20 protein-coding genes and 1 pseudogene are annotated in these 21,023 nt (G+C 41.8%); 9 read left to right on the forward strand and 12 right to left on the reverse strand.

What is annotated here, in order from left to right; translation table 11 throughout:
* Positions 1-101: 101 nt before the first annotated feature.
* The 5 genes from V7K49_RS05375 to V7K49_RS05395 all read right to left on the reverse strand — a co-directional run bounded on the left by V7K49_RS05375 (position 102) and on the right by V7K49_RS05395 (position 3,448).
* Positions 102-464, reverse strand: coding sequence for a hypothetical protein (locus V7K49_RS05375; protein ID WP_335204784.1), 363 nt, complete (start codon positions 462-464; stop codon positions 102-104).
* Between the two features lie 188 nt (positions 465-652).
* Positions 653-1,426, reverse strand: a complete 774-nt coding sequence (locus V7K49_RS05380; protein ID WP_335204785.1) for a hypothetical protein — start codon at positions 1,424-1,426, stop codon at positions 653-655.
* 492 nt (positions 1,427-1,918) lie between these two features.
* Positions 1,919-2,374: a DUF2442 domain-containing protein gene (locus tag V7K49_RS05385; protein WP_335204786.1), complete on the reverse strand. Its 456-nt coding sequence runs from the start codon at positions 2,372-2,374 to the stop codon at positions 1,919-1,921.
* Positions 2,367-2,612, reverse strand: a complete 246-nt coding sequence (locus V7K49_RS05390; RefSeq protein ID WP_334871627.1) for a DUF4160 domain-containing protein — start codon at positions 2,610-2,612, stop codon at positions 2,367-2,369. Before V7K49_RS05390 ends, V7K49_RS05385 begins: the two co-directional genes overlap by 8 nt.
* 179 nt (positions 2,613-2,791) lie before the next feature.
* On the reverse strand, positions 2,792-3,448 hold the full coding sequence (locus V7K49_RS05395) for a TetR/AcrR family transcriptional regulator (RefSeq protein WP_335204787.1): 657 nt from the start codon (positions 3,446-3,448) through the stop codon (positions 2,792-2,794).
* Between the two features lie 143 nt (positions 3,449-3,591).
* Here V7K49_RS05395 and V7K49_RS05400 point away from each other — a divergent pair, with 143 nt between their 5' ends.
* From V7K49_RS05400 to V7K49_RS05410, 3 genes are all read left to right on the forward strand, one after another.
* Complete coding sequence (locus tag V7K49_RS05400) at positions 3,592-4,095, forward strand: Rieske 2Fe-2S domain-containing protein (RefSeq protein WP_335204788.1); 504 nt, start codon at positions 3,592-3,594, stop codon at positions 4,093-4,095.
* Between the two features lie 63 nt (positions 4,096-4,158).
* Positions 4,159-4,545 carry a hypothetical protein gene (locus V7K49_RS05405; protein WP_335204789.1) on the forward strand — a complete coding sequence of 129 codons (387 nt, stop codon included), beginning with the start codon at positions 4,159-4,161 and terminating at the stop codon, positions 4,543-4,545.
* 76 nt (positions 4,546-4,621) lie between these two features.
* Complete coding sequence (locus V7K49_RS05410; protein ID WP_335204790.1) at positions 4,622-5,983, forward strand: cytochrome P450; 1,362 nt, start codon at positions 4,622-4,624, stop codon at positions 5,981-5,983.
* Here V7K49_RS05410 and V7K49_RS05415 read toward each other — a convergent pair.
* Positions 5,974-6,252 carry a hypothetical protein gene (locus V7K49_RS05415; RefSeq protein ID WP_335204791.1) on the reverse strand — a complete coding sequence of 93 codons (279 nt, stop codon included), beginning with the start codon at positions 6,250-6,252 and terminating at the stop codon, positions 5,974-5,976. The two genes, V7K49_RS05410 and V7K49_RS05415, sit on opposite strands and share 10 nt — an antisense overlap.
* Before the next feature lie 38 nt (positions 6,253-6,290).
* Here V7K49_RS05415 and V7K49_RS05420 point away from each other — a divergent pair, with 38 nt between their 5' ends.
* Positions 6,291-6,521, forward strand: coding sequence for a hypothetical protein (locus V7K49_RS05420; protein WP_335204792.1), 231 nt, complete (start codon positions 6,291-6,293; stop codon positions 6,519-6,521).
* On the forward strand, positions 6,514-6,705 hold the full coding sequence (locus tag V7K49_RS05425; RefSeq protein ID WP_335204793.1) for a hypothetical protein: 192 nt from the start codon (positions 6,514-6,516) through the stop codon (positions 6,703-6,705). Before V7K49_RS05420 ends, V7K49_RS05425 begins: the two co-directional genes overlap by 8 nt.
* A 387-nt stretch (positions 6,706-7,092) precedes the next feature.
* Here V7K49_RS05425 and V7K49_RS05430 read toward each other — a convergent pair whose 3' ends face one another.
* The 3 genes from V7K49_RS05430 to V7K49_RS05440 form a co-directional block, all read right to left on the reverse strand.
* Entirely contained in the window at positions 7,093-8,328 is a 1,236-nt protein-coding gene (locus V7K49_RS05430; RefSeq protein ID WP_335204794.1) for a DUF445 domain-containing protein, read from the reverse strand.
* Positions 8,329-8,499: 171 nt separating this feature from the next.
* Positions 8,500-9,192, reverse strand: coding sequence for a bifunctional demethylmenaquinone methyltransferase/2-methoxy-6-polyprenyl-1,4-benzoquinol methylase UbiE (ubiE, locus tag V7K49_RS05435; protein ID WP_334871620.1), 693 nt, complete (start codon positions 9,190-9,192; stop codon positions 8,500-8,502).
* Between the two features lie 125 nt (positions 9,193-9,317).
* On the reverse strand, positions 9,318-10,274 hold the full coding sequence (locus tag V7K49_RS05440; protein ID WP_335204795.1) for a response regulator: 957 nt from the start codon (positions 10,272-10,274) through the stop codon (positions 9,318-9,320).
* Between the two features lie 428 nt (positions 10,275-10,702).
* On the opposite strand from V7K49_RS05440, the gene V7K49_RS05445 reads away from it, so the two are divergent.
* The 3 genes from V7K49_RS05445 to V7K49_RS05455 all read left to right on the forward strand — a co-directional run bounded on the left by V7K49_RS05445 (position 10,703) and on the right by V7K49_RS05455 (position 16,610).
* Complete coding sequence (locus tag V7K49_RS05445) at positions 10,703-11,791, forward strand: RuBisCO accumulation factor 1 (protein WP_334871618.1); 1,089 nt, start codon at positions 10,703-10,705, stop codon at positions 11,789-11,791.
* Positions 11,792-12,721: 930 nt separating this feature from the next.
* On the forward strand, positions 12,722-13,474 hold the full coding sequence (aqpZ, locus tag V7K49_RS05450) for an aquaporin Z (RefSeq protein ID WP_335204796.1): 753 nt from the start codon (positions 12,722-12,724) through the stop codon (positions 13,472-13,474).
* Between the two features lie 706 nt (positions 13,475-14,180).
* Positions 14,181-16,610: an ATP-dependent helicase gene (locus V7K49_RS05455; RefSeq protein ID WP_334871616.1), complete on the forward strand. Its 2,430-nt coding sequence runs from the start codon at positions 14,181-14,183 to the stop codon at positions 16,608-16,610.
* A 610-nt stretch (positions 16,611-17,220) separates the two neighbouring features.
* Here V7K49_RS05455 and V7K49_RS05460 read toward each other — a convergent pair.
* The 3 genes and pseudogenes from V7K49_RS05460 to V7K49_RS05470 form a co-directional block, all read right to left on the reverse strand.
* Positions 17,221-17,889 carry a DUF1345 domain-containing protein gene (locus V7K49_RS05460; protein ID WP_334871615.1) on the reverse strand — a complete coding sequence of 223 codons (669 nt, stop codon included), beginning with the start codon at positions 17,887-17,889 and terminating at the stop codon, positions 17,221-17,223.
* Between the two features lie 408 nt (positions 17,890-18,297).
* Complete coding sequence (locus tag V7K49_RS05465; protein WP_335204797.1) at positions 18,298-19,179, reverse strand: SDR family oxidoreductase; 882 nt, start codon at positions 19,177-19,179, stop codon at positions 18,298-18,300.
* A 244-nt stretch (positions 19,180-19,423) separates the two neighbouring features.
* Positions 19,424-19,552 (reverse strand): annotated as a pseudogene (locus V7K49_RS05470) (DUF1499 domain-containing protein); the annotation flags it as partial.
* A 164-nt stretch (positions 19,553-19,716) separates the two neighbouring features.
* Here V7K49_RS05470 and V7K49_RS05475 point away from each other — a divergent pair.
* Positions 19,717-20,865, forward strand: a complete 1,149-nt coding sequence (locus tag V7K49_RS05475) for an alanine--glyoxylate aminotransferase family protein (protein ID WP_335204798.1) — start codon at positions 19,717-19,719, stop codon at positions 20,863-20,865.
* Positions 20,866-21,023: the final 158 nt, after the last annotated feature.

A 21,023-nucleotide genomic window follows, 5' to 3' on the forward strand; every position in this document is an offset into this window, starting at 1 on the left:
CGATCGCTAAAAAGCAAACCTAAAGATTTAGCCCAAAATAGGCATTTTATCCTGATTCACATACTTTAGTTTTTGTCCACATATATTAGTGGACAGACTCTCTAAGCTACCTTAGTCTTTTGCCAATCTTCTAACGCACCAATTATAAAGCTGGCGGCGGGATGATTGAGGAATTGCTCAAAAGCAGAGACACCACCTGCTTTGAGGGCACTTAAGACACGTTTTGACAAAGACTTATCACCTTCAATTCGTGCTAATGCTTCTGTTGCGATCGCCATCTTGCCTGTGGTGGTATTGCTTAGATACGACTTGTCTAACTGTTCGAGCAGTTGTTGTATTTCAGCGGCAGCATTAGCGACGCTTTGCGGTTGTCCGGCAGCGTAGAAATTGCCTTGGATATAGCTGCCGTCGATACGTTCGTTGTAGTTGCCGCCGCCAGTATTGATAGTGCGATCGCCTACCATTGATTTATCTCCAAAAACGTTTCATTCCGTATATTCTAGTTAAAATCACGGTAATTTTTCTGCAATGCGATACAAAGTTCATTATTTATTATGAGTTTGATGCCTAAATGAATCTTGTAGCCAAAAATGCTAGTCACAAAAGTTTCACTACGCATTAACGTAGTTAATTATTGGATAATGGACTTAATTTACTCAGGGTTATTTCTATTATTTTTCCAATTAGCCATCCTGTCTTTATCAATTTTTCTCTTCGCTGTTCCAATAGCGTTATCTTTACTTGATAAGCGTCGTTGCTTACTTAAATCTAAAAGAGAACCATCCTCTCTTTGAATGTCTAAATTCCACATATTTGCATCGTCTTGAGCTAAGTAAATTGTATATCCATTATATGGTATGACATCTCTGTCATTGTTATTGTTAGGAATATAGTATGTGTATTCCAAAGCACTAGAATTATTTAATGTTTCAATTTGGCTGCTTTGATTAATTTGGCCAGTTCGAGTTATTTGAGTAATTTGATTGATTTGGCTAAGTTGGTCATAACTTTTAGTCAATAAATCTATAATAATCTTATTTGCTAATTCTTGTTCGCTAGTATCTTCTTTGTCATCAAAACTAGCTTTGACTTCTGGCTGTTTGCGTAATTCTTCAGCTAACTCTTTAGCAAACTGAGATATTACTTCTCCGGGATCTGAGCTTTTAACTATTATCTCATTCAAGATATCTTTAAAATCACCAAGCGTTTCAGAAATATCTGCACTAATTTCTACTTCTTCATTTTTAATATTAATATATTTCTTTACATAATCTCGTCCAATATAATCTCTTCCAATTTTTTCATTATAAGCCCCACCATTTGTATTAACTGTTCTTTGCTTATTTGTTGTTGGTATTATCTGCTTTATCGGTGCTAATCTACATTGTATTTTTACTATAGTTTGATTTTTTAAATGTAAAAACATACCTGATAAAAATAAAGTTAGTCCGAATATAGTAATAAGAATATTTATTGTGAATGCAGTATGAATTAATGCAAGTAATAATGATATGGAAAACGAGCCGAATACTATAAATAATAATGAATTTCTTGATTTTATCCTCAAAAAAAACATTTATATAAGCACTAAATAGTGTAAAAAGTACCTGTAAATCATTTATTAATTAGTATTTATGCTTAAACATTTTTACCAAGTTATTACGATAAAGTATGTAATATAAATAACTATTTATCTGTGATTTCAGTCATATAACACAAAGTAAGCCTTTGGAAGCGGTATTGTTACAAATACCTTTCTCGCACTCGATTGCGTCCACTGCTTCGACTACCGATAATCTCAAGGCTTCTCTAATCCTGGCTGACTTTACACCCCAGCTTTAGATGCGATCGCTTGATAATCGCTGGAATAATTTAATTTGACCATTTGTAAGCGATCGCCAGATTTAGTTTTAGTAAGTCAAGCTTCATCTTCATCAATAGGCAGTACAATTTCTTTTCGGGGGCGATCGCCCTTTGTACCGTTTAGTCGAGATGCCTCAGATTTTGCAAAAGAAGTGGAACTTCCACCCTTTCTGGCAAGTTCAGCCATCCATTTTTTGGTTCCAAATATTCCGTTCATCAAAGCAGGAATACTCAAATCTACATCTAGGGTTTTCCAGTGTAATCCTTCACCAGAAGGTGTTACCTCTACTTCTGCTAAGTCTTTGATCGAAGCACCCGCCAGTCCTTCTCCTAGCTCTGAAGGGAACCCAAACATACATTTGTTGGACAAGAAAATTATAATCATTCCTAAATAAGCGTCATAAAAAGCACGAGTAGCCCGTGGTTCAGATGTGGCGGTAGTATCTGAGTTTGCTCTGGCATTGGCTAACTTTTCTTTTAATTCTTCTGTAGCCGCAATCTTCTTAACCATGATATTCTCGCCACTTTTTTAGTAGTTCCAATTGGTGATTCGCAACTAACTGTAAGGCTTTCACTGCATCTTTATCACTCATTCCTGGGGATACCCAAACCCACTCTGGAGGTAGGTTTTCATCTCCTATATTGATTTTTGCCTCTCCGCCCCCCTTAAAAACATGGACATGAGCAGGAATATGATCGTTAAGGTAGATACGAACCTTGAAACCGCCTTTTCTTAAAATTGTTGGCATTTGATATTTATTTTATCAGATATAACCTAAGCGCTTAGGTTTATCAATAGATCGAGTAATTGCTATACTTTTGTCACCCTATTTCCGGCGTGACGTATTAGTACTAATAAATTGGCTAAGGGATAATATTGAAGACTGGGGACTAGTTACTGGGAAAGAGTTTTCCCAATATTCAATCCCTAATTCCCAGTCTGTCGCACACCAGCCAAAATAAAATTAACTGCTGCTTGAGTATGCTGCTCAATCATTTCTGGACTCAGCAGTTGCAAATCGGGTCTAGTATGCTTGATGTTTTCGTAAGCGTTGAAGTATAAATTACAAACCCCAATAATATGCAGGGTGGTGAGAAATGGATCGAGTTGACGGAAACAACCTTCTGCTATCCCCCGCTCTAAAATCTTGATAAGATACGCGAAATTTTCTTGCCAATTCCCCTGTTTGAAATACTTTCCTTGATTTTGGTTTGCTTCTTGGAACCAAAGCATCCCTCTGTGCGGGTGAGCAGCTTCATAAGCGATCGCTTCCTTGACAAGCAACTTCAAGGCTGACTCTGGTGGGAATTGATCCAGATTTAGCTGCCCAAACCCTTCGTGCATCTCCACCGCCGGACGTTGCAGAACAGCTTGATATAGTCCTTCCTTGCTCTGGAAATAGTAGTAAATCATCGCTGTGGTTACACCTGCACCTCTGGCGATCGCTTCTGTCCGCGCCCCACTGAGTCCATTTCTGGCAAACTCCGCTTCCGCCGCATCGAGAATCTGCTTTTTCGTCGCTTCTGCATCGCGCACCTGACGCGGCTTTTTAGATGAGAATTTTGACTGCGTTGAACGACTCACGTTGCTCCATGATCATAACGAAAATATATTAACTAAAAAATTGGTTAGTAGTTGACATAAAAGATGAAATTTATTAAATTAAGATTAACTAACTAAAAAATTAGTTATTTAAATAAACAACTTCTCGAGATATTGGAGGAAAAATGGAACCAATTTTACGTGGTGCGCCTTGGTTAATCGCGCACAAATCTATATTAGGAGTGAATCAACCTAATAAAATCACTTTAAACGGACAGGATTATGTGATTTGGCAAAACCAAAAAGGCGAAGTGTTTGCCCTTGATAATATCTGTCCGCATATGCAAGCACCCTTATCAGACGGCTGGGTTTGTCAAGAGAGAGATACTATTACTTGCCCTTTTCATGCACTAGAATTTGATGGACAAGGCAGACTACAGCAAGGAAAAAAAAAGGACACTCAGGCAATTACTAAACCATTAGAGCTAATTATTAGCAATGATTGTATCTGGACATATGCTGGATTTGAGCCAAGATTGCCCATCCCAGATTTGCATCAGAAAATTGTCGATGAATACGAGTTCATCGGAGTAACTGGCGACAAAAGTATTCACGGTGACTTTTTAAGTAACCTGATGGTTAACTATGACTATAACCACCAAAATGGTATTCATAAAGAACTATTTTAAATTACATCTTGTCATGTCAGTTTTTTTAAAGAAAAAGGATACTATGCCACAGTCAAACAAGATTTGACGAGAGCCAACAACACGCTAGGAGAAATTATCAAAAATCCTATTTTGGGAATCTTTCCTAAAACGCTTGCTAACACACTTGAATACGCCTTTCCTTCAACTACAGCTTTTTTTGCGAAAACGCCTATTGGTGATATTGCTCAAATTCATATTCTCTATCCTGAAACAGAAAAAATCACCAAGACGTTTATTTTGATGTATGCCAAAATCGTCAATCCTTTGATGAAATTTCTGTTTAAAAACTCAGTTTTACAAGCGGCATCCACTGTTATTGAACAGGATATAAGTGCAGTTGAAAGTTTGTATCCTCGACAAAAACCAAAAATTAGACTGCCAAATGAAGAGATTATGTTCTACGCAGAAAAACTATACCGTAATTGGTAATTTGGATTTGCAAAGCCTAACTACGCTTTACAATTAAGTAGATACTGTAGCTAATTACTGCTGGAGATACTCAAATATGAGGCAGCTAAAATCCGCCGAGGAAATGCCTGGTAGCTATGGCTTGCCCATCTTGGGGGAGACTTTGGAAATATTCCGCGATTCAGAGCTGTATTTGTGGCGACGATTCCAGCAGTATGGTTCAGTTTTTAAGACGAGCGTTATGGGACGTAAACGTGCTTATTTAATTGGCCCCGATGCTAATCGGCTGGTGCTGGTGGAACAAGCGGAACATATGTCGTCGCGCATAGGGTGGTATTTTTTAGAATCAACATTTGGCAACAATATTTTATTACAAGATGGGGAAGAACATCGCCTAACTCGTCGCTTAATGTATCCAGCATTTCACGGAAAAGCGATCGCTACATACTTCGACACCATCCAAAATATTGTGCAAGACTTCCTCAAAGATTGGGGACAGGGAACAATTCCCTTAAATTCTAGTTTCCGCCAGCTTACCCTGATAGTTGCAACTCGCCTCTTCTTGGGAAGTCAGAACAAGAGCGAAGTTGAACAAACCAGTCAGTGGTTTACACAACTGATAGATAGCAGTATGGCAATATTCAAATGGAGTGTCCCTTTTACTTTATATGGTCGCGGTCAAAATGCCAGACGTGAGTTAGTGGCTTACTTACGTCAAGCGATTGCACAGCGTACCGAGCAGGGTAACTTAGAGGAATCAAAAGATGTTTTGGGATTGCTGCTTGCAGCTGTTGATGAAGACGGCAATAAGTTAAGCGAAACACAGGTAATCAACGAAGCATTACTACTGTTGTTTGCTGGACATGAGACAACAGCCTCCTTGCTGACTTGGGTAATATTTGAATTAGGTAATCACCCAGAGTGGCGAGAGCGACTGCGCCAAGAACAGTTAGCAGTTGTGGGAAATAATCCCCTGAACTTGTCCCATCTCAAACAACTTCCACAGTTAACCAACGTACTAAAAGAAGCAGAGAGGCTCTATCCCCCAGTCTATGCCTATAATCGTGGCGTCCTCAAGGATATTGAGTATGCAGGCTATCGCATCCCAGCGGGTTGGTTTGTGACTATTTCGCCAATGTTGACTCACCGTCTACCAGAACTATACACCGATCCTGATCGCTTTGACCCCGATCGCTTTGCACCACCTCGTGAAGAAGATAAGAAACATCCCTTGGCACTAGTGGGTTTTGGTTATGGTTCGCACAGTTGTTTAGGCATGGAATTTGCCCAGATGGAAATGAAAATTGTGCTTTCCACACTGCTTCGCCATTACGACTGGACAGTAAAACCGGATTATTCTGCGATCGCTCCAGTTCGTCAGCCTTCTAAGGTTAAGGACGCTCTACAAGCATATCTTGAGCCTTTAGTGATAAAGCATCCCTTGAAGATTCAAACATAAATCTTGGATGAAACAAATCGATTTTCCGCATCTAGTATGAAGTCATAGGTATTTAAAAAATCAGACTGCCACTTTTCAGGCTTTTGGCAAATTGCAAGCGGAAATCCTGCTAAATCAAACCATTGAATATCGTCTTCAATTTCTACTGGTACTACTCTCCAATTTTTACTTGGAGCCTTACTGAAATCTTTCAGCGGATAGACGTTAATTTGATTAGGAGGTTTAGGTGTTGGTAAATATCGTTCAACATTAGAAAATGATTGCTCCACCCAGTTTTTGATATTGATTGCATTAACCCGATGTTAATATGCCATTTCGCATGATTGACTATCGGTTGCGAGTGTATCGCCGCTTTCCCCAAAAGCAGATGCGCCAAGTAGTGATCTATCTCAAAGAAACAAGCTCAGAACTCGTGCAACAAAATACTTTTTCTATTGGTGGTACTCACCATGAATTCGAGGTGGTTCGCCTGTGGGAACAGCCGCCAGAGGTATTTTTACGCTATCCAGGTTTATATCCCATTTGCAGTTTTGGGTGAAACGAACGACCGTGGAAGTACATTACAGCTAGTAGCACAGGAAATTATCGGGATTACTGACCAACGGTTGCAGAGGAATGTGGCAGCTGCCACAGCAATTTTAGCTGGTCTAGTATTAGAGAAAGGCTTTATTCAAAGAGTATTACGGAGAGACATTATGCGCGAATCTGTAATTTATCAATAAATTGAGGCTGAAGCTAAAGCAAAAGGTAGAGCAGGAGGTAAGGCAGAAGGTATTCGCCTGGTGGCTGCGAATCTGCTCAAAAGCCAAATGCCTTTAGAGGAAGTGACAAAATTAACTGGGTTATCAGTTGAAGATGTACAGTTGTTGCAAACAGAGATAGAAGGTGAGTCAAGGTAATTAGTAATACTCGCCTTGGGCGAGAAGCAAGCTACGTAATTCGTTATTATTACCTCACGGATGAATCCGGGTGTCTCTGAATAAAAACGAGAGCGATCGCCTCTTACTCACACCTCTTATTAAAAGGCGATCGCTCAATTTCACTCATTTCAGAATAGGGGTAACTTGCAACTATAATTTGATAAAAATTTTACAGACAAAAACAAAAAATTAATATTGACTTAAGATTAAAAACACTGTCTGCAATAACCCTATGACAAAACCCAAAACACCACCTAAAGTCACAATCGCTTGCAATTCATTTTTTACAATTCCCTCAATTGCAGCTTCTAAATCAGCCGGTGAAGTTGATTTTACACGGTCAACTATCACTTGATCTATCGACAAAATCGGAATCGCCTGCGCCACAATTACTTCTAAATCTTTTTCCAAATACTTATCTAAAAGTAGAGCCAACTCTTGACTCATGACTTCTAAAGAAGTACTGACAACAGGTGAAGTACTAAGACGATTCAGCAGGACTCCAGCAATATTTTCCCAATCAACAGAATCAGTTAATCCTTGTAAAAAATCGCTGCCACTGTTTTGCAGATAATGGCGGACACTTTCGCGGGTGGTCTTTCTAAGTTGACGCACCGTACCCATTGGCAAGTTTTGTAATGATAAATTTTGCAGTAATTTTCTAATGCGATCGCGCATTTGTAAATCTTGAGTCAATTCCTGCAAGCGAGTATTAGTAGCCTCCTTTTCATCCAAGCAAAAAGTCCGTAACCGTGTAAGAGTATTACGTAAGCCAAACAAATTTGCTACTACCCAATAAGTACCACTGGTTTTTTCGCGGAAGCCTTCATCAATAATTTGAATTGTGCGATCTGTCAAAAAATCAACTATCGTCTGCCGCAGCACATCTGGCGGTAGAACTGCTTGTAATAACCAATCAGCAAGCCGCGTGGCTTGTTCTTCACTCAATTGAAATTCCAGTAATATCTGGTCAAAAATTTGATTTATTTGCGCTTCCAAAAAGTCTTCACGTCGCGCCAAAACCTTGAGTAACCGTGGCAAGGATTCCCCTAGTAAATCCCGCAAAATTCCCGCCACAATTTTAGCACTTTTCTGGTTTTTATCTGTTTTGATTTGTTCGATCGCCAGCTGCAACAACCAGAGAATTCCTGCTTGCACACGTTCTGTTTGCAACAAACGCCGCGCTAGATTTTGCAATTCTTGTGGTGTCAACAGTGACCCCATGATTGTCTTGGAAATGTTCAGAGCCAGACGTTCCTGGTTGCGGGGAATCAATCCAGGGGTGAAGGGTACTCTTCGTCCAGCAATATAAATTGCTCGGAAAGGACGGAACAACATTTTGATGGCTATATCATTTGTGAAATAACCAATGATTCCACCCAGTACCGGGGGAGACACATAAAGCCAAAGATGAGACCAGTCCACAGGATTTTGAATTTTGGATTTTGGATTTTGGATTCTAGATTATAAATTAGGGATTGGGGATTGGTAATTGGCGGTTATTAGTTATGAGTTATTTTTCCACTAACTACTAACGATTTTCCATTAGCCATTACCTATTCCGCAGTCCCCAATCCAAAATCCCAAATCTAAAATCTAAAATTTGCTGACTACCAGCACTCCCATCATACCGTTCACGATGGGGTAGTGTGTGGCAACAGCAAAACCAACTTGACGCGCTAAGTCTATTTGCTCTTTTCCCATGGGAAAACGGTCTAAGCTGGGACTGATGTAAGCATATTCTTCTTTTAAACCTAAATAATTGGCAACTGGGACCACGAAACCGTCCAAATACCACTGCTGAAAGGTACGTAGCTGAAGATTACTTGGTCGATGAAAGTCTAAAATTGCGGCTTTAGCACCCGGCTTCAAAACACGGTATAACTCTTGGAGACTGCGGGGAATATCTTTAACATTTCTTAAACCATAGCCCATTGTTGCGGCATCAAATTGGTTGTCATCAAAGGGTAAATTTAGTACATCGGCTTCTACCCAGGTGATAGCAGGTTGAGGGTACTGCCTTTGGGAACGTAATGAAGCAGTTTCTAGCAGGTTTGGGGAAAAATCTACTCCGTACACCTGTCCTGTTGCTCCTACACGCCGTGCCAAACGTAAGGCTAAATCACCACTACCGCAACACAAATCTAATGCAGTATCACCCGATTTAGCTGCACTCCATTTCACTGCCATTTCCTTCCATATTCGATGCTGTCCCAGACTCAACCAGTCGTTCAACTGGTCATAAACTGGAGCAATACGGTTAAAAATGGACTGAATTTCGTTAGTCATTGGTCAAGAATCAAGGGTCAAGGGGAGCCAGTCATGTGCGGGGTTCCCTCCGTTGAGGGGAGTGGCGTTGAACTGGCGTTCAAAATTCAAGGGTCAAGAGTTGAACTTGGACTCTTGACTATTGACTAAATTTTTGTTTTATGGTAACCACTACTAGTAAGAGCGATCGCCAGCAGTTCGGCTGATAAATTAATTAGCATTAATTCATCTTCCCGCAAAGTGCAGGGTTGTTTCCACTGTAATGACAATACACCCAAAAGTTCATTACGGTAGCTAATTGGGATAACTAAATGTGCTTGCACACCCGTGTTGTAGTAGTGAATAGCATCAACTAATTTAGCGTCTTTAAGTACATTTAAGGAAACTTGCATTTGCCCGGTGGCGATCGCTTCCCTTGTTAGTGAGTCAATAGATAGCCAATTCTCTATTGTACCTGTATCGCTGTAAGTTCCTTGAGTCGCAACCAGAGTATTTCCATCTGTAAGTTGTAATATACAGCCTTCTGCTCCAAAAGTCTGACTCACAGCCCTAGCAATTGGAGCGAGAGTTTCCTCTAAGCTAGAAGCTGCTTGAGTTATCTGTACCAAAACACTCAGCAGCGCCATTTGAGCATGAGCACGGCGTAATTCTTCTGTACGTTGCTTGAGCAAGTCGTAAGTTTCTGCTGCTCTTTGCACCACTGCCTTCAGTTCCCCTGGGTCCCAAGGCTTGGTGATATATTTGTAGACTTGTCCGGCATTAATCGCCTCTACCAAGTCTTCAATATCAGTAAATCCGGTGAGAATTATCCTTACCGTATCGGGAAACTGAGGTACAGTCTTGCTGAGAAACTCAGTTCCTTTCATTTGTGGCATTCGTTGATCGGAGATAATCACCGCTACCTCCCCTTCTGCTGCCAAAACTTCTAGGGCGTTCACCCCACTATCAGCTTTCAGAACATTAAAGTCGCGGCGAAAAGTGCGATAAAGCAAATCGAGATTATCTGGCTCATCGTCAACTACCAGGATTTTGAGCTTTTTTGAGCGTTCGAGAGTCATCACTTGATATTGGACTTTATCAATTTCGAGACTGGCCTTATCCATAAGATATTTCCTTTAAATATTCACTATCTTGTTATATTCCATACCAAGTTTAGTTGAGAATAGCTCAAAATTACCAAGGGTTTTTACGGACTTAATTTGCATTTTTAAATACGTTTATTATGAATGCTACAGAGGATATTTATCTGCCTAAATATCTGAATTAGAAAAAATTGCACTAGAAAAAACAACTAAATCAGCCTAAATATGGCGGTTTTCATGATGGATGAGGTAGTTTAACAAACCTCTTACGTGCAGTAGGGGTGCACAGCTAACTGTGCTACCCGACAATCTGTATTCCACACAATTAAAGTCGAGATAAGTTTCTACAGATGAACTCAAGGCAGTAGGTCTGGGTAGTTCATAGATTAGAATAAGACTTGCTCATGAGGTGTTAATTAACCTCTCAAGTTGAAGCTCGCACTCCGATTATGACTGATCTACCACCCAACGCTCAGAATCCCGAAGAAAATACTACTAACGATGTAGCACAAGAATTACTGCGAAGGCTGAGGCAAAAACAAGGCAACTGGGTGGAATGGGGAACGGCGATCGCCTCGTTGCTAAAAACCGGTTACAACCCCCAAGACATTTTTGAGGCGACTGGATTTGAGCCGATTCAACAAAATCAGGTGGTTGTTGGTTCCCAAGTTTACAATTCTTTAGAAAACTCTGGAGTATCGGAAGAAACGCGATCGCACTACGCCACACGTGGCAGTGATGTTTTATACGAACTGCGTTTGCTTACTCAAGAAGAACGCGCCGCCGCCGCCGAACTGATCTTCGTCCACAAAATCGACGCCGATGAGGTGAAGGAAGTAGCAAAAGCAATTAAAGAGTTCTCCTATTTCCGCACTTTGCCAGAAGGGTTTTCTGCTCATCCGGGAGATGCTGTTGCTCACCAAGTTTGGAAACTGGCACGTCAAAATGCAGATTTACAACAGCGATCGCGCCTGATTGCCAAAGGTTTGCGTTTTGCTCACACGCCAGCAGCAAGGCAAAAAATAGAACAGCTACTGACTGATTTTACTACCGTTCCCCAGCGTCCAGCGCCAATTTTACCCTTTTACCGCCTGGAATTTGAAGAACAATTACCCCGCATTTTGCCCGTGGTAGGCGAGTTGCCATTATCACGGCAAGACTTGCAAGCTGTGCCGATAGTCACAGAAATTGAACCATTTCGCCTAGTCAAGTTTTCTGGAGAACAAGCTTGGGTGCCCTTACCAGGTTGGCAAGTGCTGTTGGCGGCGGAAGATCCAGTAGTGATTTTAGCGAATAGCGATCGCTTCCCCATCCAAACCCAAACCCAAATAGGGCCCGTTGTAGTTGTGGTAGATCGTGCCCAACGACAATGGGATGCCTCCAGCTATTTTGTCGTTGAAAATGGTAGTGAATTAGATTTTCAGTGGTTTGAAACTGAGCCAGAAATTCCTCTACTAGGACAAATTATTATCATTGTTCGTCCTAAGAAAATTCTGGATGAAGAATTAACTAAGGATTCCTGGCAGATTGACGAATAAATTTAATTTTAGACAGAACTAACTGCGTGATCTGATCTGTTAAGACTGTCCAAACAGCAGATAGCAACTGGTGGCATTGGTTCAATTTTTTGTTTGGCCAATGCCGCCAGTTGCTTTAATTCTCTTAACATGAACTTGGCATTGGCTCCGCAATGCTTTGCCTAAACCCTTGATTTTTCGTTGATCTGTGTAAGAGACCGATTTATAAAGTAAATCAAAAGTTAGGGTGTGTTACGACTTTAGCCTAACGCAACGTGTTATATAGCGGTGCGTGATGGCCGAGAGTCATATTTTTCGTGACAAATCATATTGAAATATCCGCTTAAGACAACGCCAGTTGCAACTCCTGCGGGGAGATGCTCTTACTTGCTTCTCCGTAGGGGTAAAAGCCGAGCAAGCCGGACAAAGCACTGGCTCCCTTATAAGAATTTTATTTTTACTTTATAAATAGTCTCTAAGTCCACATTTTGAGGGATGATAATATCCCCTGAACAGTTACGAAGTAACGACCGTAACAGGAAAAACCCAAATTTTTTAAGCTGAAAGTGTATAGAGCACAAAACCTATTTAAATTTTGTAATAACTTTTAATAGAACGCACTGGATCAAAAATCTCAACAGATATATGCCAATACGATTTGATTTTTGAAAAAAACGCACTGGCTCCCCTACGGATATTTCAAAAATCAAATATGAGTTTTATATCATGAGAGCAAAATTCTTAATAAATTAAGCATTTTTTAGGAATTTGGGCTTTTCCAACATCTTCATCTTTTATCACCACAATTATTGAGGAAAAAACCAAATCCTATTTTTTCGATTTAGTTTCATAACGAAACAAACGCAATGGATTTCCTGTTGACAGGAATGAGTCAAGCATTATTCAACATAGCCATTACTCGTTTTTAGCTGAACAAGGAGTTTTCCAAAAATGTCTCTCACGAAACGTTGTTTGGCCAAATTTATCGGTACATTCTGGCTTGTTTTAGGTGGCTGTGGTAGTGCTGTTTTAGCCGCCGCCTACACAGAAGATGCTGCAAAAATCAGCGAGAATACTTCTTTTCCATTGGGTATTGGATTAGTAGGTGTATCCCTGGCATTTGGGCTTACTGTCCTCACAGGGGCTTATGCTTTTGGTCATATTTCTGGTGGTCATTTCAACCCGGCTGTTTCGTTTGGACTATGGGCAGGTAAGCGCTTTCCGGGGTCTGACTTACTACCTTACATCCTCTCTCAAGTGCTCGGCGCAGTTGTTGCTGGGGGCATTATCTACCTGATTGCTAGCGGCAAAACTGGATTTACGCTGACTGGCTTCAACCCACTGGCTACCAACGGCTATGGTACTCATTCTCCAGGTGGTTACACGCTGTTTGCTTGCCTGATTACTGAAGTTGTGATGACTTTCATGTTTCTGCTGATTATTCTGGGTGTGACTGATAGCCGCGCTCCTCAAGGATTTGCACCACTGGCAATTGGTTTTGGACTCACCTTAATTCACCTAATCAGCATTCCTGTAACCAATACCTCGGTTAATCCTGCTCGTAGTACTGGAGTTGCTCTATTTGCAGGTGTAGAACTCTTTTCGCAAATCTGGCTGTTCTGGATAGCTCCTATCTTCGGGGCTATTTTAGCAGGATGGTTGTACGTAGCCATCTTTAGTGAATCAACTGTGGAAGAACGGTAAAATGTCAAGGAGCTAGTCTAAAAGTCATTTTCAACTGTACGAGTTAGCCCGGTATTTCTGGTTTTTATAGCAGTTTATCAAAACGGGCAATAGTTGGATCTGCATTGTGCCTATAATCAATCTTCAGGTGAGGCTGCGTAGGTGCAGCCCGCCGTAGGCATCGCTTGAGATTTCGTTTTTAGATTTCTTAACAATCCTGTGGCTGAACAAATAACGCTTCGCTAATTTGTTTAGTCACAGGATTGACAGAATATTTAAGTTTATGAAAATTCCCGGTGTCCAGATCCCCGACTTCGTAAAAGTTGTCGGATATCTTACTTTTCACGAATGATTTAGGGTTGCTATATACACTCTCTTTTTAAAAAAAATTAGATTACTATTTTACTAGTAAACAACCGATTTATTAATTATTCTACATTTTTAATCATTAGACTTGTCTGCGAATTAACTAATACAGCGGGCGCGTAAATCTACATACCATCTCAATTAACAAGACTAGGGTCTTAAAAAGGGGCAAAATCTCCTTGTTAAAGTTAGGTAAACTTCCGCCTCAGTGTACTAGTTAGTGATATTTCGAGCCGGAAGATCCCCGCAACCCTCCTTTTTAAGGAGGGCTTAAGATATATTTACAGAGAATCACCAAAGATTATTCATATCTGTGGTTTGGGAATTACATTCAACATCTATTTAAAATATAAAATTTGATATGTCAGACTCTAAATTTACTGCTTCTGTGGCTCAAGAATCACTCCACTCAGAATTATCTGAGCGATCGCCTGTTCCTAACCTGCGGGAGAAGATTCTATCAATCCGCAACGGTCTGCGCCCTGGACAACAACAAATGGCTGACTGGCAATCTGGCCCTCTAGCTATTTCCGCCGTTCCTGGCGCAGGCAAATCTACTGGGATGGCGGCGGCGGCGGCGATCGCGATCGCCCGTCAGTATGAACGTTCATCCTCCCGCCGTCACTTGGTGGTTGTCACCTTTACTCGCTCCGCTGCTGCCAATATTAAAGCGAAGATCCGCAAAGACTTAAAGAAATTATCTTTACCTCAGATGGGCTTTTTTGTCTATACCCTACATGGTCTAGCGTTGAACATTGCCAGTCGCCATTCAGATTTATCGGGTTTGCAGTTAGAAAATGTCACGTTAATTACACCAACCCAAAGTCACCGCTTTATCCGCACAGCCGTAGAGCAATGGATTGCGAATAATCCAGGAATATATTTGCGGTTATTAGAAGGTCATCAATTTGACGGAGAAGAGACAGAAAGATTACGTCGCCAATCTGTGTTGCGAACAGAAGTATTACCAGAATTGGCTAATACGGTAATTCATGAAGCAAAAAGTTCTGGGATATCCCCAGAAAAGTTGCGAGAGTGGAGTAAACAAACCACAGACGAATATGCAATTTTGAGCGTAGCGGCGGGATTGTATGAGCAATATCAAAACTTAATGCGATCGCGTGATTTCATCGACTACGACGATATGATTTTAGCTGCACTACGCGTTTTAGAAAACGACAGTGCCCGTCGGATCGAGCAAAACCAAGTTTTCGCCGTCTTTGAAGACGAAGCCCAAGATTCTAGCCCTCTACAGACGCAACTGTTAGAAATTTTGGCGAGTGATGGAGACAAGGGAGATAACTCCTCACTCCTCAGTACAGACGCGATTAATCGCGTCTCTCCTCACTCCTCACTCAATCTAGTACGAGTTGGCGACCCCAACCAAGCGATTAACTCCACCTTCACGCCAGCCGATCCAATTTATTTTCGGCAATTTTGCGAAGAGTGCGATCGCATCAAACGATTAGCAACGATGGATCAAGCTGGACGTAGTACTAGAATGATCATTGAAGCTGCTAACTTTGCCCTTAAATGGATCAATAATCAGTGGTTAGCAACAACCAACAATAAACAACAGACTCCTGACAACCGACAAGTACCATTTCGCTTGCAAACAATTCACCCTGTTGAAGCTGGTGATCCACAAAATAACGCCAACCCAGCACCAATAGGACGAGGATTAGAACTTTATACCCCGCGTGACATTCATCACACCGTTGAATTGTTATCTCAAAGAGTGATCGAGTTATTTGGTGAAGATCCAACACAAAATAGTGCAGCGATTTTAGTGCGAGAAAATCGCCAAGGAAGATGGTTAGCAGAGGCTCTGACACCTGTGTGCAAAGAGCATAATATTATCCTCTACGATGTGGGAGAACGCGATCGCCGTTCCCATGTTCCCCAAGAGATTTTAGCATTACTGCAATTTTGCGATCGTCCCCACTCCCCCGATTACCTCAAAGCTGCCTTAGAGGCATTAGTACAGCGCCAATTAATTCCTACCCAAGACCTCAACGCCCTTGCTAGTCTCCCAGAAGAATTTTTGTATCCTGGCCCTCTAGCAGCACCCCAGTCAGAAACAGTCCAAAAAGCCGCTCGCTTGTGTCGCAGTTTACTCCGCGCTCGCTTGGAATTGCCCCTGTACCAGCTAATTTCCTTTCTTGCCTTAACCTTAAATTATGACCAGGCAGAATTGGCAACTGCTGACAAACTTGCAGAACGGGTAAACCAGCAGATAGCTGGTAATAGTTCGATGGGGGGAATGCTATCAGCTTTAAGTGAAATCGTCAGTTCCGAACGGTTTGAACCAGTAGAAACCGAAGATTCAGAAGAACGTTACACCCGTCCCGGTCAACTGACCATTATTACCATGCACAAAGCTAAAGGGCTGGATTGGGACTATGTGTTTCTTCCCTTTCTCCACGAAAACTTGATTCCTGGGAGATTTTGGGTTCCTCCCCAAAGCCAGTTCTTAGGGGATTTTACCTTATCAGAGGTAGCCCGCGCCCAAATTCGTGCTGCTCTCCACGGAGAATCTACTATACCAGATGTTACGCAAGCATGGGAACAAGCAAAGCATTTGAAAATATCTGAGGAGTACCGTTTACTGTATGTTGCGATGACACGAGCAAAGCGCCTGGTGTGGATGTCAGCAGCGCAAAAAGCCCCCTTTACTTGGAGTAAGCCGGACAATTTACAAGAACAAGCGCCTTGTCCCGTGTTTCCAGCATTAAAGCGCCAATTTCCTGAATGTGTGGCGAATTTAGCAGTAATGGCCAAACAAGCGTGATCAAAACTCTTAATAAATTGAATGCAATCCACAGTTACTAGTACAGCTTGGCTCAAATCCACCTACCATCTCAATTAACAAGACAATATGTAGGGTGTGTCATCGCCGCGAGTACGGTACCAAAACCTTGGGGAGGTGCGTTACGCTTTGCTAACGCAACGCCAGTTGCTACAACGGAGGGAACCTCCGCAACGCACTGGCTCCCCTAGGTATATTTCAAAAATCAAATATAGCAATCCTAAATGAGTCGTGAAAATCTCCGATTCCTCTCTCTGCGTTGCGCCAGTTGCTTCAAGTCGGGGAACCCGCCCAACGCACTGGCAACTCTATTGCCTCTGCGGTTAATTTATTTTTACAAATGATTTAGGACTGCTATATGAGTCCTATATATTTTTTCTAGGAATAATTTAAATAATAAATAGGCGTTGCTGAATCATGGGATGATTTCGCCCAATTTGGAACGAATTTTCAATAGTTTCAACCGCCAATTTATCCCACATTTATACAACGCCAATAAATATAGTTTGTTAAAAATATCTATCCTCTGGCATGAGTTGTAAAAAAGGGAAGGGAAATTCCATCTCTGCTTCGTGAGAATGAAATTCCCCTTTTAAATCAGCGATGCAACGATATTAATAGTCATAGCTAAAATGGTGGTATTGAAAAAGAAGGATAATATGCTATGTAACAGAGTCAAGCGCCTCATATCGGGTGATGTAGTTTGCACATCTGAAACTTGACTAGTCATGCCAACTACAAATGAATAATATAAAAATTCCCAATAGTCTGGACAGTCGTTATTAGGAAAATCTAATCCTCTGGTGATTTCTTGACTATTATTACGATTAATATATTTGTAATAGCTGTGTGCATATTGCACTGCAAACATCGTATGCACTAGTAACCAGGAACCGACAATGGTCATAATTGCAAGTATGACATGTACGGTAAGCAGAATTGTTGACAACCCTTTTTTATCATTTAGTAAAAACCCAATGGCTAAAACACTAGCACAAGCCGCAGCTATCACCAGCATGAATATAGCCAAATGTCCTTCATATTCATTCTCAGCATAACGGCGAATTTTTTCTGGCGTAGCCTTGATCATTTTCCACCACGTTACGGCTAAGAAAAAGTCTATACCGGAGTTCCAAGCGCAGAGGATGCGAGTGGGTAAGTGGAGCAAATGCGGAAGGATTACTGAAACTAATACAGCCAGTCCGACAGCAATGATTAGTCGCGGTCGGGGGTCAAAGTTTTTAAATAAATTCAGGTTCACAGATATCTTGCCCCAAGTGATAGAGATTAGAAATTGTACTCCAGTTACTATCCTTTGGAGAACCCGAAGGAGTACAAGTCTATGAAGTCACCCAACACACTGACTCGGTTATGCAAAAGCGGCTTCCCTTAGTCCGTAGGGAAACAAGCTACGCGCAGCGTCAGCCAAAAAAGAAGGGTAGTCCGCCTAATGGTTAACGCTCTTTTATGTCTCTGAGGAGAGAAAAATAAGATGCTGACCTTGAATCTTTTTCAAAGCCTCGCTTGATAAGCATTGCCAAAAAATCCTTGTTTGGAATCAAGCACGGAGAAAGAAGGTTTTAAATATTCTCTAATGAGAGTAATAAAAGAGCGTTAATTGAGATGGTAGCTGGATTTGAGCCAAGCTGTATTAGAGCGTGTTGCATTATCAACCCTTTGTAGGTGTAGAAAAATCTTGAGCGTGAACCTGGGCGTAATACTCAGCAAACAATTCAAATGAAGTTGCAGGCTTGTGTAAGATATCTGTGATCAGCGTTGTCACCATTGAGCCCGCTCTAGCTTTCCAGCACTCAAATAACTGCCCTTCCGCATCCAAATACCATTCGGGTTCTCCATTGGCGAGTCGAGCCGCTTTGAGGTCGGCTGGTGTGAGATTGACGTATTTAACTTCTTGGTTTAAGACTTTAGCAAAATAGTCCGCAACTTGATCAAAAGAAACGGCTTCGGGGCCGGTCAGGTCGTAGGCTTGATTTTCGTGTCCTGACTGAAAAAGACAGACGGCTGCCACTGCCGCTACATCTCGCGCATCGACATGAGAGATTTTTGTGTCTCCGACTGAATTATATAATGCACCTTGTTGCGCGATTGTTTGAGCAAACCAGCGCATATTCTGCATCAACATATTCGGCCGTAAATGTGTCCATGCCATGCCTGATTCTTCCAAGTGTTCTTCAATTTGGCAATGCCACTGTTGAAATTTACTGGGTAATTCCCCAGGATGAAGCACAGAAACCTTTACAACATGGCGAACGCCTGCTCGTTTTGCTGCATCAATAAAATTGCATTCTAACTCAACTTGACGTGGCTCGTTGGGCGTAACCAGAAAAGCGGTTTCACAGCCTTGAAGGGCAGGGTCTAAAGTCTGTGGCTGCGAGAAATCACCTTGTGCCAGTTCGATCCCTTGCGCTTGAAGTTTGGCAGCTTTTTTTGGATCTCGCACCAGTCCTCCAATTACAACATCTCGGTTCAGCAGATGCTGAATGACTTCTCCCCCAATGTTCCCAGTTACACCAGTTACTAAAATCGTCATTGGCATTCTCCTAAAAGAAATAAAGCATTAGTACAACCTATTTATTAGCAATTTTAAAAAGTGCGTCGTCACGCGTTAGTTTCGATTCCAATTTCTTGCGGTAAGTCTAATTGTTCATGTTTTTCAATGCAACCTTTGAACATCTTTAACCTACTTATTCCACTAAGGGTAAGCTTTTAAAAGGTCTCTCGCTAGGAATTTTTTACACTTAATCAATTTTAGAGTATCTGGTTCTCTAAAATAAAGTCAGTGGTGCAATTTTGTGAACTGCATCTGCACTCTGACTAGAAAGGCAGTTAGGGGAATTAGGACAAGGTGCTAATTTACTGTTTTTAACACCTAAATTATTCGGACGTTTGCTAGTAAAAACCATAATTATGTCTTAGGGAAAGTAAATAAGTATACTCTCACACTTTGGTTTTAATCACTCTAATACTTTAGTGCGATCGCATCTTCTGGCAAATAACAGATTCACTAAAATATCGGTGATGCGATCGCTCTATGATCCGGTAAGTATCGTCTAGGCGAAGACAAATAATGACGCAAACAATTTCCATCAACGACTCTGGGCGCTTGCAACTCACACCGCTAGAAATCCCATCCCGTCTACTGTTGGGGCCTGGGCCCTCCAATGCCCATCCTACAGTTCTCCAGGCGATGAATACTTCACCCGTTGGGCATCTTGACCCAGCTTTTCTCGCACTCATGGATGAAATTCAGTCGTTGCTACGCTACGTATGGCAAACAGAAAATCCATTCACGATTGCAGTCAGCGGTACGGGAACAGCTGCAATGGAAGCAACCATCGCCAATGCCGTTGAACCCGGTGATGTGGTTTTAATTGGTGTAGCTGGTTACTTTGGTAATCGCCTCGTGGATATGGCTGGACGTTATGGCGCAGATGTGCGAAGCATTACCAAACCTTGGGGACAAGTCTTCAACCTCGATGAACTTCAAACAGCCTTAAAAACTCATCGTCCAACTATTTTAGCTCTAGTTCATGCCGAAACCTCCACCGGCGCCCGTCAACCGTTAGAAGGAGTCGCTGATTTGTGTCGTGAATTTGGCACTTTTTTACTAGTGGATTCAGTCACAAGTTTGGGTGGCGTGCCCTTGTTTTTAGATGCTTGGGGAGTTGACTTAGCCTATAGTTGTAGCCAAAAAGGGTTGGGTTGCCCACCTGGTGCTTCGCCCTTTACAATGAGTGCGCGTGCAGTTGAGAAATTGCAACAGCGCCAAACGAAAGTTGCAAACTGGTATTTAGATATGTTGTTGCTGGGCAAGTATTGGGGCCCTGAACGCACCTATCACCATACAGCACCGATTAATTTATACTATGCATTGCGCGAAGCACTACGTTTACTTGCAGAAGAGGGGTTAGCAAACTCCTGGCAGCGGCATCAGAAAAACGTAGAATATCTCTGGGAAGGGTTAGAGAACTTAGGATTGAGTATGCACGTTGAGCAAGAGTATAGACTGCCAACGCTTACCACAGTCTGCATTCCAACAGGGGTAGATGGGAAAGCGATCGCTCGGCAGTTACTCAATGAACATAATATTGAAATTGGCGGTGGTCTTGGCGAACTCGCTGGTAAAGTTTGGCGCGTGGGATTGATGGGCTTTAATAGTCGTAAAGAAAGTGTTGACCAACTTTTAGCAGCACTGCGGCAGGTTTTGCCTAAGTAGTTTTCGGGTTAGAGTGGTGCGTTAACAGTAGCTTAACGCACCTGATAAAAAAGGCGTAGGCGTAGCCCGCCGTAGGCATCGCGCTAACATTGTTTGATAATTAAAGCAAAGCTGATACTCCACACTTGTATTATGTCCGGTTAATCAACCTGAGTAAA

Source organism: Nostoc sp. (assembly GCF_036919675.1).
GTDB lineage: Bacteria > Cyanobacteriota > Cyanobacteriia > Cyanobacteriales > Nostocaceae > Nostoc.